This is a genomic window from Sinobaca sp. H24, assembly GCF_023845525.1.
In genome coordinates, this window is sequence record NZ_JALBWT010000021.1 from 67,530 (window position 1) to 81,948 (window position 14,419).

Here is a 14,419-nt window from a genome sequence, read left to right on the forward strand (position 1 = left end):
TTTTTATAGTAAATGGGGACGGTTATTTAAATAGGCAACATGCAGAGAATTTTCTCTACGAACAATCTTAGTGACGCCGGTATTGTCCATGAGAAACGGCCGTTTTACCCGATGCCACTCTTCCCCAAGAATAAGATACATAAGGAAAATGGTTATAAACCCGCCATGGGAAACGATCGCCGCTTTATTAAAGTCAGCTGCCAGAAGCATAGTCTTGAGGTCTTTACATCTTTTTGTAATGTCTTCTACTGTTTCTGCTCCCTCAAGACCGCTGCAGAGCAGGTCTTTTTCTTTAACTTCCGGAAATTCCTCGTAAATTTTTTCTCTCGTTTTACCTTCCATCGGTCCCAGGTTTATTTCTCTAAACAGCTCTTTTGTCTGCACCGAAAGGTTCTGCTCTGCTCCAATTGCTTTTGCTGTTTCATGTGCCCTGACTAAATCACTGCTGAACAGCTTATCGAGCGTATGACGGCCGGCCCAGAACCCTCCAAGCTTGGCTGCCTGGCCTCTTCCTTTATCAGTCAGGTCGAAATTCATACAGCCCTGCAGTGTCTTTGACCGATTTCCTTCAGATTCTCCATGACGGACGAGATATACTTCCACGTCTATTCCTCCTGCTCTTTCCAGTCCGGTTTAAACTGCTGAATTTTAATCATGATATTATCAAGCATTTGTTCGAGACGCTCCAGATCTTCTAGACCTGCCTCCTCCGAAGGCATTCCTGCGATCATCTGCTGCATTAATTCAAATCGATTCTGTAAATAATCAAGATGCTGTTCTTTTGTGTGAATAGGGGTACTCATGTTTAATTTATTCCTTTCTGCTTTCTTATTTAGCGGAAGCTTCTTTTTCCTCTTTGAAAATATCAATTTTATTCCATTTTCCGAATTTGTAATAGCCAGCTGCAAAAATACTGCTTATTAAAAAACTTAATCCAATTCCTATGCCAATGCCAATCTCCCCGTACCATTCGGAGAAAATCCAGGCCAGCGGAAAACGGAGCAGCCAAAACGAAATAATATTAAGCGCCAGCACCTGCATAACGGCACCGGATGCGCGTACAATACCATTTAATACGAAATTAATACCTAAAAATGGATAACAGAATGCAACAATTCTCAAGTACTGGGCGCCGAATTCGATTGTCCCGGGATCACTTACGAATAGACTCATTAGAAATTCAGCTAATATAAATACGATCGTGCTGATAACAAGAGAGACAGTAAAAATAAGAATAAGGCCGCTTTTTGCGATTTCTTTTACTCTGTCCCATTTTTCCGCGCCAATATTCTGTCCGGCGATGCTTGTAATAGCCGAACCAAGCGTAAGGGAAGGAAGCATAATTACACTGTCCAGCCGCTGGGCTGCACCGAATCCGGAAACAGCTGTTTCTCCAAACGAAGTAACTACTGTCATTACAGCAAGAACGCCTCCGGAGATCGCGACCATTGAAAAGCCGGAAGGCAGTCCTATTTTAATAATACGCCTGCATTCTTCCATTGCTGGAATATATGGAATAGAAAAAGGTACTCCTTTTTTTACGATAGAATAAATAATTCCAAATAAAAATGCGCTTCCTTGAGAAATAACAGTCGCATAGGCAGCACCGCTGATCCCAAGGTCAAATACATGAATAAACAATGGATCAAGAACGATATTCAGTGCTACAGCCAGCATAATAAAGCGAAGAGGCGTTTTACTGTCTCCTACAGCCCGCAGGACGGTACCGATAAAATTATATCCAAACAAAAATAAAATACCGATAAAGTTAATTCGCAGATACGTGGAAGCTATAGGCATAATTGATTCCGGTGTTCCCATAAGCTGCAGAATATATGGAGACATAAAAAAGCCTACTACCCCCAACCCTACAGCTAGTATACCCAAAACCGTTACAAATGCATTTAGTGAACGTTTTAAGCCTTCATTGTCGCCTGCTCCTATCCTCTGTGACAAGATAGTCAGCGTAGCGCTGTTAATACCTATTATAAAAGATAGAATAGTGAAAATAACGGTACTTGAGAGCGTAACCGCTCCGAGAGCCTGTGCTCCAAGAAGGTTACCTACCCAGAGACTATCTACAATTTGATAAGAGCTCTGCAGCACATTTCCCAAAAATATAGGCCATGAAAAAAGAATCATTTTTTTCATAATGCTGCCTTCTGTAAAATCCATGCGGGTGCTTGCTGCCATTTGTTTCTCCTCTTTTTGGTCTTGAGCCTATTTTATTTCCATTCGTATGTTTCTTCTACTTGAATGCTGTCCTTAACAGACTGCACCATGGAACAGTATTTCCTTGTTAATTCCATGTTTTTCTGCATCTTTTTATCATTCTGATGAAGAGAGTCTACAATAAAATGAATGGATACTTTCGTGATTTCATCTGCTTCTGTTCCACTGCGTTCCACGTTTGTGTGGATTTTTATATCCTGTACATCCATACGCTGTTTCTGCATTATTTTTTCAGGACGCCGCCACTGCAAACAGCTAATGATGCGGTCATCAGCTGATAAGGACGAAAGCCATATTCTTCATCACTTGAGATATGAAGCGTTCCATACTTTGTTTCCGTCGTGAATCCATGTTCGGTCATTGAAAAATCCATTTGTATGCATCCTTTCTATCAATCGTCTCTTCTGCATTTTAATCTAGTAGCGCTGCTTCGTCCACTCTCCAAGCTTTAGTTATGCAGGAGAGTATTCGTCTGACCGCACAAAAAACTCTGCTGATAAGAGTATCAGCAGAGTTTTTTTAACGAACGATTTCGCCATAGACTTCGTTTACAATTTCATGTGCAGGCTTGGATATTAAGTTTTTCGGAATCGTATCCAAAATCTTTGCACCTAAATGCTGCTCAAGATCCTTTACGTATTCTTTGCTGCCTACAAGGTATACACCTTCCAGACCGCGCTTTTTGACTTCTTTATCCAAAGTAGGAGCCAGCTTTTTGTACCATCTCTGCTGGTTTTCCTCAAAACGCTGCTGCAATTCATCTACCTGTGTGGAGCCGGAGGCCGTTTTCGCACGAGCTGCCGTTCCTTTATACTGTTTCCAGTCTTCAGATTCAAGCTCCCAGCTGAATTTACGCTGATCTCTTATCTCTCCTAAAGCAGTATCAATCAGAATAACATCTCTCTGCTGCACAAGCATGATGGCCGCAGCAGGATAGTCTTTCTGCAGAAAGTCCAATTGGTCTACAACCGGCTGTTTCTCCACTGAAAGTCTGTTTCGATCGGTACCTGGAGTATTTTCTCCAAAAGCACGCTGCCTTCCGAGTCAATAATGAGGATAAGACCTTTCTGCATATCAGCCTGAAGATCATGTATATGCTGATCCGCCTGATCGGCTACGCTTTTGTATGTTTTCAGTTCATCTTTTGATTCGCTTGCTTCAGCGTATTCTTTTAGTTTTTTAAACCGTTCTTTAAGCGGATTTTCCATTCGCCGCCCTGCTGGCTTCCTTCTGTAAAATCTGTGTTTAGATAAATAGATAATATACCAGTTTCGTCTTTCATATTAGATAGTTTTTTTATATTTTCTACTTCACTCACGTTGAATCCCCTTGGAAAAGTCTCTTAGAAATTGTTTTTCCTAAATTGGGTTGTAGTAAACATAAAAATGTATCATTTTTTATTTAGATAGACTCTTTTCCTCTGGGAAGAGGATGAACGTTGCTTTCATCAGCTGAAGATTCTTCTTTTGTTTCAGAAGCAGCTGGTACAGATGGTACTTCTTCAGACAGCTTGCTAACCGTCTCTTCTTTAATTTCTTTCATTTCCTGCGCTGTTTTCTTCGTTGTATCTTTAATGTTCATTGTTGTTTCTTTCAGGTTGCCGGCCGTTTCGGAGATCTTCTGAACATCCTCATTTGCCGCCTGCAGAAGCTCTGAAATTTGATTTGAGGCTTTCTTTAGTGTATCAATAATTTCTTCTCGATTTTGTGAAATATATTGAGTGGCTCCGTTAACTTTAGACGCCGTCGTTTTTGTTCCACTCGTTACTTTTTCTCTATATGTCTTATTACCGAGCACTACTGCCAGGAGTGCTGTAATTCCTACTCCAATACCTATTCCAAGTCCTGTTTTGCTTTTACTCTTTTGTCCCATTGATACATCCACCTTTCAGTCAATTTATTTGATATAACATTAACATACCACTTTTTCCTGTTCTTTACTCCTCTTTGTAAAGAAAAATTGCTTTATGTATGTTAAAGCGGCTTACTTATTTTTTATTTTAAAAATAAAAAAGGAAGCTGAATATATCAGCTTCCTGCCTATTGATCAGCCATTGTATACTTCTGTCATAAAGAAATCGGTTTCAAGCATTTCAAATCCTTCTTCTTCTACTGAAAATTGGAATTCTGCTTCTTTCTCTCTCCCGTCATCTCCCGCACTCCTTTAATATAATATTCTGAAAATACTTAGTGAGCGTTTGCTCACTTTCTCTATAAATTGAATTGGTTCTTATCTTATCAGGAAAAATTTAAATTGTAAAGAAAATAAACTATATTTTTAGATAATACAAAGTTTTCAAAAAATAGTAACATTTAAGCCGTTCGTTTAGTGAAACGCTATTATAATAGAAGGAGAGAATAGAAAAGGAGAGAAAGTATGAGAAAACCAAACAGATCAACTTTAGAGGAACTAATAAATAAGAACCGTGAAGCATTGTTAAATGATCCTGAAGCAATGAAAGCCATTGAAGACCGCGTTGATGACAAAACATCTCAAAGTGCCGGGCATTCTACTTCTGCTGTATAAAAAAAGTCCAGAGCCTAAGCGGCTCTGGTTTTTTTCTTTAATGCATACGCGGATCGGTTAGCAGTCTTTCGATTTCTTCCATATGACCCGTTTCATCAGAAATTAAGTCTTCGAGCTTAAGCTGCAGTTCAATTAATCCAAGTTCCTCTGCCTGCTTTGCTCTTACTTTATATCGCTCAATGGTGTCCTTTTCAGACTGCTTCGCGTTCTCAAGCATCTCTTTTACATCGCTTGTCTGCTGTACTTTAGCAGGAACGGTTGTTGGAGTACCTCCGAGTATGCTGATTTTTTCTGCAAGGTAGATAGCGTGGCCCTGCTCATCAGCTACTTCCCCTTCAAAAAATGGTTTCAGTACCTGACGGTATAATCCGGATACAACCGCAGCATTATTGCTGTACATAATCATCGCTGCATATTCATTTGCGAGATCTGTGTTTAGTCCTTCTACTAGTTCTTGTGTTTTTTGATCCATCGGTAACGTCCTCCTTGAGTAGCATTTAAAATGATAATAGGTGCCCGCAGATCTTTCATCTGCTCCATAGGCATATAGTTAGTACACTTTATAGTATTCCCTTTTCCTTTTTGATTAAACCTTTTATTTAAACAGCTTTGCGTATTCATCATAGCCTTCGTCTTCCAGCTTGTCTTTAGGAATAAAGCGGAGAGAAGCGGAATTAATACAATACCGAAGGCCGGTCGGCTTAGGACCGTCATTGAATACGTGTCCCAGGTGGGAATCAGAATTTTTGGCGCGTACTTCTGTACGGCGCATGCCGAATGTTGTATCAAAATGCTCTGCTACTTCCTCTTCTTCCAAAGGAGCTGTAAAACTTGGCCATCCACAGCTTGATTCGAATTTTTCCTTGGATGAAAACAAAGGCTTCCCTGAAATAACATCAACGTACAGCCCATCTTCCATCAGATTCCAATATTCATTTTCAAACGGACGTTCTGTTCCGTTGTTTTGAGTGACTTCAAATTGAATAGGTGTGAGTTTCTTTTTTAGTTCTTCTTTATTTGCCATTATTCATTCCCCCAGTGAGTTTCTATAAACCCGGCTCTCCCGGAACCACGCTTATACATATTGTAATGGTAGCTGTTTTTTTTATGATAATCCTGGTGACCTTCTTCTGCTTTGTAAAACGTTTTTGCAGGACGTATCGGTGTAACTATCTTTCCTTGAAACGGTCCGTCTTTCTGCAGTTTTTCTTTAGAGGCTTCTGCCAGCTGTTTTTGGCTTTCGCCGTGATAAAAAATAGCTGTTTCATAAGATTCCCCGCGGTCATTAAACTGGCCGCCTGCATCAGTCGGGTCAATTTGGCGCCAGAAAATCTCCAGCAGCTTGTCATACGTTACTTTATTCGGATCAAACTCTATCTGTACTGCTTCTAAATGTCCGGTTGTATCTGTGCATACTTCCTGATAGGTCGGGTTTTCTGTATGACCCCCGGTATATCCGGCAAGTATCGAATGCACGCCTTCTTCCTGTTCAAAAGGCCCTACCATACACCAAAAGCAGCCGCCGGCAAACGTAGCCAGTTCTGTATTTTCACTCATTCCAAATCAACTCCTCACGTTCTATTATATCACTGCGGCTTTCTGCCTTCTTCTTATCTGCTCAAAAAAAAGCAGACCCGAATGGATCTGCCTTTGCTGCTTATTGCAGCTGTTTTAATGATTCTCTGTTAAATGCAGGTAGATCATCCGGTGTTCTGCTTGTTACCAGGTTATTGCATACAATAACTTCTTCGTCGTGCACTTTCGCTTTTGCATATTCCATATCCACAAGAATGGAAGTAAAGCCGGTTGCATTTCTTCCTTCCAATGCTTTTGCAGTAATTAGAAGCTGCGGTCCGTGGCATATAGCAAATACAGGCTTGTCTTCATCCATAAAGGACTTAGCGAACGAAACAAATTTGTCGTCTCCGCGGAGAAGATCCGGAGAAAACCCGCCTGGTATAAATAGCGCATCAAAGTCAGAAGGCTTTACATCATCAATAGAAGCGTCGACTGTAATCTTTGCTTCTCCCTGCTTGCCTTCAATCGTTTTTCCTTTTTCTGATTCGATTACGGTTAATTCGTGGCCTTCTTTTTCGAAAGCCTGCTTTGGATCTGTATTCAACGTCCTCAAACATATCTGTCATTACTACGGCAATTTTTTTAGCCAATTCGATTCACTCCTTCAATCAGATTTCATCTACACTATTTGGTTTACCCGCTTATTGGATAGATTTAAACATAAAATGAAAAATTTATGAAAAAGCGTCCGCTATCAGCCGCAGGGAATTCTTCTTCTCTGCAGAGGAAGGAGCCAGAGAAACAATCATCACTTCTTCTGCACCATACCTGCTGCCAATATCCTTAAGGGTATCAGCGACTTTATCCGGAGTTCCCACCGCCATCCGCTCCCGATTATAATCGATACGTTTCTTTTCATACGATTCGTATGCTAAAGAGGCTACGGATTCGAAAGAAGGAATACCGTTCAAAGGCTTTCCCTGCTCTCCAGATAAAAGTACATGATCCATGACGCGGCCGATTCTTTCGGCTTCTTCAGTAGTAGAAGCTGCCGCTGCAAAAACAGCCGTAATCACTTTCGGCTGTTTTAAAAAGGCAGACGGCTGAAACTGCTCCCGATACAGCCTTGTCGCTTCTTCACCATCTCTGCATTAATAAAATGAGCATAGCAGTAAGGCATACCGTATTCTGCAGCTAGCGCTGCGCTGCCAGTGCTTGACCCAAGCATCCATATCTCCGGTGGTTGTTCTGTCGTGTGGTATTACGTGAAGATCTTTAAAAAAATGATCTTCAGGCAGTGAATCATGAAGATAACCGATTAAGTCTTTCACCTGTTCCGGATAACGATGGATATCCCGCTTTTTTCTATCATGCAGCGCCATCGTAGCGATAGGCATACCGCCTGGAGCGCGGCCGATACCAAGATCAATCCGGCCCGGATAAAGGTTTCCATCACATTGAAATTCTCGGCTGTCTTAAATGCACTATAATGAGAGAGCAAATACCGCCGGATCCTACTTTTATGTGTTTCGTTCGGCTGGCTATGTGCGGGAATAAGCACTTCCGCGGCTTGCTCCTGCTAAAATTAGCCGCTGCATGATGTTCTGATACCCAAAATCTGGAGAGACCGAGTCGATCGGCTTCTTCTGCCAGTTCTACAGTATCATGCAGAGCCTCAGCGTGGGACTTCCCTTCTATTACAGGAGACTGATCGAGTACACCTAGTTTCATTCTTATAAGACCGGCCTTTCCGCGGGAATTATTTTCTTCCATAGTCCGCTTTGATTTCGCCCCATTGCTTAGTCTCCCATTTCATTAGAGAGTTATTCCAGCTGTTCTCTTTGAGCCACGTCTCTGCGTTATCGACAGCTTTCCATATCGGTTCCGACTCTTTGTCACGCCCGAGAGTTGATTTTATTTTTTTGTCTTTCACCCATTTAAGGGCGGTCATGGAATCAGAGTATATGGGAATGGAACTGTTTTTTTCTTTTAAATACTGCAGGGCGTGAACGATAGCCAAAAACTCCCCCATATTGTTCGTTCCCTTAGGAAATATCGGATGCTCAAACAAAATTTCGCCCGTTTTTGTATATACCCCTTTATATTCAACCGGCCCGGGATTTCCTCTTGACAACGTCTACCGATACGCTTTCTTCAATATAATTACTGTTTCCTGGTTCCGGTGCTTCTTTCGTTTCCCCCGCAAAAGCCTGCTCAGCTTCTGCTTTTGTAGGAAATGACTTAAACGGGCACCCGGATACCCCTTTACCTGCTTTTGGCATTCCGGCCAGGTGTTATAAATACCCGGTTTTCTGCCTTTCCATACTACATAAAATTTTGTTTTTGCCATACCGCTCCCACTTTCTTATCGAAACAAACCGCTTCTTCTTTTTAAATAAATAATGTTGTCCGTCCGGCTGCTTACCGGGTAGATCCAGGAGCGAAACAGCCTGGAAGCTGCTATATAGAGAAGCAGAATGACAGGAAGAGGATAAACATAAGCATACAGCGTCATGGTCAGCCAGCCCGTCTCAGTAATCTTTTCCAGAACAAGTCCATAAAAAACAATACTTGTCGTCCCCCACATCATTATCGTGAAGGCAATGTTCACAAAATGAAAAACCGAATACGCCTGCCGGTTATTTACCTCTTTTTCCAGCAGCCACTTCATGATTAAACTAACTACTATTGTGATAGATGCGATTATAACAGGCAGCAGGATTAAAAAAGCAAGAGTCAGCCAAAGCATAATCTCTCCTCTTTTCCTATAAGCTGGGCTTCCCGGACGGTTAGTATAGTAGCATCATTTTATCATGCCGGCTTCCTGCTTCAAAGATAACTGCACTCCAAATAAAAAACTCCCCTTTTTCAGGAGAGTTTTTTATATTACATTTCTTCGTCTTCAGCTGGTTCTTCTTCCATGGCAGGATCCTCTTCCATAGCGGGATCTTCTTCTGTGTCTTCCGTTCCACCACAGGCTGCAAGCATGCTTACGGTAAGGGCGCCGGAAAGCGTTGCATAAAGCATTTTTTTACTCATCGTAATACCCCCTTTGAAAATTCGACTTATTCGTCCATTTCCTGAAAAGGGTTACTTAAAACGGACCGGGCTTTTTTTACACATTTTCACATAATTATTCCGGAAAAAACTGTTGAAATACCGTGTCTTTCTGAATAGGAAAACGATCATATCCGCATATCGCATTAATAATAGATTGGTTTCGAAGAACAGACAGCGTTAAATTGGTAGCTGCCGTCCCATGAGAGTGATCTATATTAACGAGCGTAAATATAGAATGCTCCCTATCGTCTTTGAACTTAAGGCGGTAATGATCATCCACTTCGAAGTGTGTCTCATCTTCCCAGGAAATTTCTTCTTTCATTTTATCGATCCATTTTGGCACGCTTGGCTTATATCCCGTACCAAGCACCAATTTATCCGTTGGATGATAGAAGGTTTTTTCTTTTTGCCATTGAAAGCATTCCACTACATACGAATACTCTTCGGCTTCTGTGATACCCTTCATTTCCGTCATGGCCTGCAGCGTCACTTTCGGATCTTCCCGTTCGATCGAACGATGATAAAGAAGATCATAAATTTTATAAAGAATATCCTGCTCAATTCCCTTTCTCGCCTGGTCAAGGTTAGGAAGGCCTTTCATTCTTGTGTCAAAGTCAAGCGAACGGAAATAATCAACATAGTCAGGAGAAAATTTCCCGGGCTACTTTAGCATTCTCCGCCTGGAAAAACTGAGGCGATCTTGTAAACCAGGACAGTCGGTAGTCGAAATATTTCTGATCCTGAAGCAGATCATAAAATACTTCTGCTGCGCTCTGGCCGGAGCCGATAATCGTTACAGCTTTTGCATCACGAAGCGTTTGCTTATTAAAGCTGTAATTTTCCGTATGGTAAATATCCTCCTGATTGTGCCTTCCAATCCCGGGGACGATCGGAGTATTTCCAACGCCCAGCACCACGTGTTTTGCATAATAACTATCTATTTTATTTTCTCCGACCTGCTTCACGTTAACTTTATAACAGTTTTTTCTTTTACTTCTTCCACATTACTCACTTCATATCCGAACTGACAGGAAGAGATCTGTTCTGATACCCATTTTCCATAAGCGTCGTACTCACGGCGCGCGGTACCTGCATTTTTTCATTAAAATAAAACTAACATTCGGTTATGCTTATGAAAATAATTAAGCATACTGTAAGGGCTCGTAGGATCAGCAAATGTTACCAGATCGGCAAGAAAGAGGAATTAAGCACGGTCCCTTCAAGCAGCATCCCGGGATGCCATTCAAACTGGCTCTTCGCTCGAAAAACAGCTCCTCTACCTCTTCTACCTGATCCAGCAGCGCAGCCAGTCCCAAATTAAAGGACCGATGCCTATACCGATAACATCATAAATTTTCTCTGTATTCATCTGCACACTCTTTTCTTTCCAAAAGTTTCCTTATCTAAAAACCATTGCTGCGATCAGTCCAAATATAAACAATGGAATATTGTAATGAAGGAATGTTGGTACACACGTATCCCAAATGTGATTATGACGGCCGTCCGCATTCAAACCAGAGGTCGGGCCAAGCGTTGAATCAGAAGCGGGTGAACCGGCATCTCCCATTGCTCCGGCTGTGCGACGATAGCAGCTGTCGCTAGAGGAGAAAACCCTACACTTAAACAAAAAGGTACAAACAGCGCAGCTAAAATAGGAATAGTACCAAAAGACGTACCAATTCCCATAGTAATAATCAGTCCTGTAAGCAGCATTATTGCTGCTGTCAGTACCGTCGCACCCGTGGAATACTGGATAGTCTGATCGACCATCTGCTCAACGGCTCCTGTTTCCTGGAGAACGTTCGCGAAACCAGAAGCGATCAGCATCACAAAAGCAATCATGCCCATCAGCTTAATTCCCTCATTCACGACGCTGTCGCCATTCTTAAAAGGAACGACTACGAATAAAAACATTAATACAATGCCTGTCAGTGCACCGAGAATTAAGGAATCAAAATATATCTGTGCACCGAGAGCCGCTACTATCGCGATAATAGTCAGCAGATGCTGTTTCGTAAAAACAGCTTTCTCAAATGCAGGCTCGTCCACAGATTCATTTTCAGGTACGGTATCCCTCGGTTTTCTGTACGTTATAAATAAAGCAATCAGTAAACCGACAATCATGCCAATCCCTGGAAGCAACATTGCTTTCCAGATTTCCGTATTCGCTATTTCCATACCGCCTGACGTCATTTCAGTCGCTATCGTATTATGAAAAATATATCCATAACCAAGAGGCAGCATCACGTATGGTGCTTTGAGCCCAAAGGTCAGCGCTGCGGCTACCGCACGACGATCTATTCTCATGCGGTCAAACAAAGATAACAGCGGCGGAATCAAAATAGGAATAAATGCAATATGCACCGGCACTACGTTCTGGGACAGACAGGCTACAGCTGCAATGGTAAGCAGCAGCACGCCCCGCATTCCTTTTAATGTTCTGATTAAATACTGCACCAGTACATTGGTTATTCCGGAGTAGCCGATCATAATGGCGAATACGCCCAGCATAATATAGCTGAGAGCCGTGTTTGCCTGACCTCCCATTCCTTCTACCAGCAATTCAAGGGAAGATGTTATATCCATCCCTGCAAGCATACCTCCTGCAATGCCGGCAATAAGTATAGCCAGCACCACGTTCACACGTAGCAGGCTTAAAACAATCATAATGAGTACAGAAGAAATAACAATTAACATATAGAATCCCCTTTAGTATATTAGCACTCTGCCAAAATAAAGTATAAAGGGGATCTACCGTTTGTTCAACGCCGAATTATAGGTTTCTTCCTTTTGGCGGCTTCTCTGGTCCTTCTGGATCGTCCGTAGGATTAATTTCTCCTTCTTCAAAGTAGGCATCCTGATCGTAAAGACCGTTCACCTGGCCTTCTGATAATTCGTCTTCTTTCAGCTCCTGGAGCTCTTTAATATACGTATATACTGCGTCCGCATCTTCATCTGTTAAATGATCCACCATCTGATGAAGCTCTTCTCTTGTTACTGCCATATTATCTCCACTGCCTTTCTATTACTTTTCCAAATGTCCCACACACCAAATGCCAGAATTCCGAGAGCAGCAATAAATGCTACTGCGGCCAGAAATGGATGTGCTTCGTTTCTCTCTGCAAAAATTCCAAAATATGCCCATACAAAAACAAGAAGGTAAATAATATCCTTCTGCCTTTTCATAACATAAATAGGTACTGCTGCACCAAGGATAACAACCAATCCTGTCCAGAAGGAGCCGTGGAAAAATAAATCCATCAATACCAACGTCACAAAGACAATACCTACGTTAACAATGAAAGCAACCGTTACCCAGCCTGTATAAAGGGAAAAAGGCAGTTTCTGCAGAAAAGATGCTTTCTGTGCGCTGAGACGTCGGTAAATGACTAAAAGACTTCCTAACAGCCCCGTCATTGCAACAAACGTGAGCAGAAATTGTTCGTAATGAAACATAAAAAGCCAGAAAATATTAAAAAACTACTGATCAAAAACCATGGGCCGATGGCCGTAAAAATGTACTGCTGTTTTCTTTTTACGAGAAAAGATGCAATGATCCATCCTAAAAGCGCAAGGTAAATGATTCCCCAATAGAGAACACATACCCGGCCGGTGTAAATAATACATTCAGCCTGTCGGATATTTCTCCTGTGCTGTTATTGTTTAAAGGAAGAGCATTAGCAAGTCCGTTTGTAATAATAACAAGCACAAAAGCGATAGCATTGGCAATTCGTAGAGTGTTTGGTTCCAGCTTATTCAAGTAATCACCCCATTTCTATATGGATATAATACCCGTTATACCTACCTTATACACGTTCCGGATGGATTTTTCTTTTCTGTTCTGAATATTCCTCAACCTTACGGCAAGCGTGGAAGCAATAACAGCAAGAGCCGCTATCAGCCCCACCCAGTAGCCGAACGGTCCAAGCGCGCTGAACCTGGCCAGAACTATTCCTAAAGGCAGGCCGATGATCCAGAAAGCGATGAAGGCATACAAAAATGGAACATTAACATCTTTATGTCCACGGAGAATCCCTTGAATCGGAGTCGCAATTGCATCAGACAGCTGAAAGAAAATAGCATAAATTAAAAACACGTTCATCCACTCTGCTACTGTACCATCCGTCGTATAAAGGAAGATGACAGGACCTCTTGTTGCATAAATAATAATAGATGCTGCTACTCCCATCGTGAGCGCCGTAAGCATTCCTAATTTGGCATACGCTCTGGCATGGCTGTAACGCCCCGCTCCCACTTCATGTCCTACTACGATTGTTAAAGCAAACGCTATGCTTAGCGGCAGCATATAAAGAAGAGAAGCAAAATTTAAAGCTGCCTGATGGGCGGCTATAACAGCCGTACTGAATTCACTCATTAAAAGCGTGACTGCTGCAAAAATGCTCGTTTCAAAGAAAATCGTACAGCCGATAGGCAGACCGATAAATAAAATTTCTTTCCAAATACCGGGAAGGACACGATAACTCGTGCGGAAAATCCGATACTCCTGGAAGGGCGTCACCTTCGCAACGAAATAAATCGTAACAAATAAAATGAACCAGTATGTTACAGCAGACGCATAGCCGGCCCAATGCCGCCAAGCTCCGGAAAACCGAAATGGCCGAATATCAATACGTAGTTCAATACAACGTTTACGGGAAGCGCCAGCAGCGTAATCACCATCGTCACTCTCGTATGACCGAGCGAGTCAATAAATCCTCTTAATGCCTGTTGTATAAATAAAGGAAGAAGAATACCGAATGAAAGGCCGATCAAATAATGTTTGGCAACGTGGGCCACCTGTGGCTCCAGCTCCATTAACCCAATAATTGGATTGAGCGTAAAGGCTCCTGCTGCAAGAATAACCAGGGATAACGCAACAGCCAGATAAGCCCCCTGTATGACCTTCATTGAAACGACGCTTTCTTCTTTCGCACCGATATGCTGTGACAAAATCGGCGGCAGTGCCATCATAATTCCCATAATTCCTGTTGATACAGGCAGCCAGATACTTGATCCTATAGCCACACCGGCCAGTTCCGAAGCGCCGGCACGTCCTGACATCATCGTATCGACTAAGTTCATG

Annotated in this window: 18 protein-coding genes and 6 pseudogenes; 1 reads left to right on the top strand and 23 read right to left on the bottom strand. The window is 42.1% G+C overall.

Annotated features, from left to right (window positions below; translation table 11 throughout):
* Positions 1-3 precede the first annotated feature (3 nt).
* The 8 genes and pseudogenes from MMY81_RS21895 to MMY81_RS21930 form a co-directional block, all read right to left on the bottom strand.
* Positions 4-603 carry a histidine phosphatase family protein gene (locus MMY81_RS21895; RefSeq protein WP_252314523.1) on the bottom strand — a complete coding sequence of 200 codons (600 nt, stop codon included), beginning with the start codon at positions 601-603 and terminating at the stop codon, positions 4-6.
* Between the two features lie 2 nt (positions 604-605).
* Complete coding sequence (locus MMY81_RS21900) at positions 606-803, bottom strand: SE1561 family protein (RefSeq protein WP_252314524.1); 198 nt, start codon at positions 801-803, stop codon at positions 606-608.
* Between the two features lie 25 nt (positions 804-828).
* The gene (locus MMY81_RS21905; protein ID WP_252314525.1) at positions 829-2,193 is read right to left on the bottom strand and encodes an MATE family efflux transporter; all 1,365 of its coding nucleotides are present in this window, start codon (positions 2,191-2,193) and stop codon (positions 829-831) included.
* Between the two features lie 32 nt (positions 2,194-2,225).
* Positions 2,226-2,605, bottom strand: a pseudogene (locus tag MMY81_RS35630) (OsmC family protein).
* A gap of 146 nt (positions 2,606-2,751) precedes the next feature.
* A complete protein-coding gene (locus tag MMY81_RS21915; RefSeq protein WP_252314526.1) occupies positions 2,752-3,216 on the bottom strand; it encodes a VLRF1 family aeRF1-type release factor in 465 nt (154 codons plus the stop codon).
* Positions 3,195-3,440, bottom strand: coding sequence for a hypothetical protein (locus tag MMY81_RS21920; RefSeq protein ID WP_252314527.1), 246 nt, complete (start codon positions 3,438-3,440; stop codon positions 3,195-3,197). Before MMY81_RS21920 ends, MMY81_RS21915 begins: the two co-directional genes overlap by 22 nt.
* Positions 3,404-3,550, bottom strand: a complete 147-nt coding sequence (locus tag MMY81_RS21925) for a hypothetical protein (protein ID WP_252314528.1) — start codon at positions 3,548-3,550, stop codon at positions 3,404-3,406. Before MMY81_RS21925 ends, MMY81_RS21920 begins: the two co-directional genes overlap by 37 nt.
* Positions 3,551-3,633: 83 nt before the next feature.
* Positions 3,634-4,104, bottom strand: a complete 471-nt coding sequence (locus MMY81_RS21930) for a hypothetical protein (RefSeq protein ID WP_252314529.1) — start codon at positions 4,102-4,104, stop codon at positions 3,634-3,636.
* A 504-nt stretch (positions 4,105-4,608) separates the two neighbouring features.
* On the opposite strand from MMY81_RS21930, the gene MMY81_RS21935 reads away from it, so the two are divergent.
* Positions 4,609-4,758: an FbpB family small basic protein gene (locus MMY81_RS21935; RefSeq protein ID WP_252314530.1), complete on the top strand. Its 150-nt coding sequence runs from the start codon at positions 4,609-4,611 to the stop codon at positions 4,756-4,758.
* Positions 4,759-4,795: 37 nt separating this feature from the next.
* On the opposite strand, the gene MMY81_RS21940 is transcribed toward MMY81_RS21935, so the two are convergent.
* From MMY81_RS21940 to MMY81_RS22015, 15 genes and pseudogenes are all read right to left on the bottom strand, one after another.
* Positions 4,796-5,230: a ferritin-like domain-containing protein gene (locus MMY81_RS21940; RefSeq protein ID WP_252314531.1), complete on the bottom strand. Its 435-nt coding sequence runs from the start codon at positions 5,228-5,230 to the stop codon at positions 4,796-4,798.
* 123 nt (positions 5,231-5,353) lie between these two features.
* Positions 5,354-5,785, bottom strand: a complete 432-nt coding sequence (gene msrB / locus MMY81_RS21945) for a peptide-methionine (R)-S-oxide reductase MsrB (protein WP_252314545.1) — start codon at positions 5,783-5,785, stop codon at positions 5,354-5,356.
* Positions 5,782-6,315: a peptide-methionine (S)-S-oxide reductase MsrA gene (gene msrA / locus MMY81_RS21950; RefSeq protein ID WP_252314532.1), complete on the bottom strand. Its 534-nt coding sequence runs from the start codon at positions 6,313-6,315 to the stop codon at positions 5,782-5,784. Before msrA ends, msrB begins: the two co-directional genes overlap by 4 nt.
* A 100-nt stretch (positions 6,316-6,415) precedes the next feature.
* Positions 6,416-6,926: pseudogene (locus MMY81_RS21955) on the bottom strand (type 1 glutamine amidotransferase domain-containing protein).
* Between the two features lie 84 nt (positions 6,927-7,010).
* Positions 7,011-8,007 (bottom strand): annotated as a pseudogene (locus MMY81_RS21960) (LLM class flavin-dependent oxidoreductase).
* Between the two features lie 28 nt (positions 8,008-8,035).
* Positions 8,036-8,626, bottom strand: a pseudogene (locus MMY81_RS35635) (ribonuclease H1 domain-containing protein).
* Positions 8,627-8,641: 15 nt separating this feature from the next.
* Positions 8,642-9,025, bottom strand: a complete 384-nt coding sequence (locus tag MMY81_RS21970; RefSeq protein WP_252314533.1) for a hypothetical protein — start codon at positions 9,023-9,025, stop codon at positions 8,642-8,644.
* A gap of 137 nt (positions 9,026-9,162) precedes the next feature.
* Positions 9,163-9,315, bottom strand: a complete 153-nt coding sequence (locus MMY81_RS21975; RefSeq protein WP_252314534.1) for a hypothetical protein — start codon at positions 9,313-9,315, stop codon at positions 9,163-9,165.
* 94 nt (positions 9,316-9,409) lie between these two features.
* A pseudogene (locus tag MMY81_RS35640) lies at positions 9,410-10,566 on the bottom strand (lysine N(6)-hydroxylase/L-ornithine N(5)-oxygenase family protein).
* A gap of 169 nt (positions 10,567-10,735) precedes the next feature.
* Positions 10,736-12,033 (bottom strand): annotated as a pseudogene (locus MMY81_RS21990) (Na+/H+ antiporter family protein).
* Positions 12,034-12,109: 76 nt separating this feature from the next.
* Positions 12,110-12,340 (bottom strand): hypothetical protein, encoded by a 231-nt coding sequence (locus MMY81_RS21995; protein WP_252314537.1) that lies wholly within the window; start codon positions 12,338-12,340, stop codon positions 12,110-12,112.
* Positions 12,331-12,792, bottom strand: coding sequence for a hypothetical protein (locus tag MMY81_RS22000; RefSeq protein ID WP_252314538.1), 462 nt, complete (start codon positions 12,790-12,792; stop codon positions 12,331-12,333). Before MMY81_RS22000 ends, MMY81_RS21995 begins: the two co-directional genes overlap by 10 nt.
* Before the next feature lie 106 nt (positions 12,793-12,898).
* Entirely contained in the window at positions 12,899-13,096 is a 198-nt protein-coding gene (locus MMY81_RS22005; RefSeq protein ID WP_252314539.1) for a hypothetical protein, read from the bottom strand.
* A gap of 15 nt (positions 13,097-13,111) precedes the next feature.
* Positions 13,112-13,978 (bottom strand): MATE family efflux transporter, encoded by an 867-nt coding sequence (locus MMY81_RS22010; protein ID WP_308215441.1) that lies wholly within the window; start codon positions 13,976-13,978, stop codon positions 13,112-13,114.
* A partial coding sequence (locus tag MMY81_RS22015; RefSeq protein WP_252314540.1) for an MATE family efflux transporter occupies positions 13,900-14,419 on the bottom strand: 520 nt, incomplete at its 5' end. The genes MMY81_RS22015 and MMY81_RS22010, both read right to left, overlap by 79 nt.

Excerpts from the sequence above, each read along its gene's own strand:
- msrA (WP_252314532.1), bottom strand. The coding sequence starts at position 6,315 with ATGAGTGAAAATACAGAACTGGCTACGTTTGCCGGCGGCTGCTTTTGG.
- MMY81_RS21900 (WP_252314524.1), bottom strand. The coding sequence starts at position 803 with ATGAGTACCCCTATTCACACAAAAGAACAGCATCTTGATTATTTACAG.
- MMY81_RS21920 (WP_252314527.1), bottom strand. The coding sequence starts at position 3,440 with ATGGAAAATCCGCTTAAAGAACGGTTTAAAAAACTAAAAGAATACGCT.
- MMY81_RS21935 (WP_252314530.1), top strand. The coding sequence starts at position 4,609 with ATGAGAAAACCAAACAGATCAACTTTAGAGGAACTAATAAATAAGAAC.
- MMY81_RS22000 (WP_252314538.1), bottom strand. The coding sequence starts at position 12,792 with ATGTTTCATTACGAACAATTTCTGCTCACGTTTGTTGCAATGACGGGG.
- MMY81_RS21905 (WP_252314525.1), bottom strand. The coding sequence starts at position 2,193 with ATGGCAGCAAGCACCCGCATGGATTTTACAGAAGGCAGCATTATGAAA.
- MMY81_RS21940 (WP_252314531.1), bottom strand. The coding sequence starts at position 5,230 with ATGGATCAAAAAACACAAGAACTAGTAGAAGGACTAAACACAGATCTC.
- MMY81_RS21970 (WP_252314533.1), bottom strand. The coding sequence starts at position 9,025 with ATGCTTTGGCTGACTCTTGCTTTTTTAATCCTGCTGCCTGTTATAATC.
- MMY81_RS21975 (WP_252314534.1), bottom strand. The coding sequence starts at position 9,315 with ATGAGTAAAAAAATGCTTTATGCAACGCTTTCCGGCGCCCTTACCGTA.
- MMY81_RS21995 (WP_252314537.1), bottom strand. The coding sequence starts at position 12,340 with ATGGCAGTAACAAGAGAAGAGCTTCATCAGATGGTGGATCATTTAACA.
- MMY81_RS21930 (WP_252314529.1), bottom strand. The coding sequence starts at position 4,104 with ATGGGACAAAAGAGTAAAAGCAAAACAGGACTTGGAATAGGTATTGGA.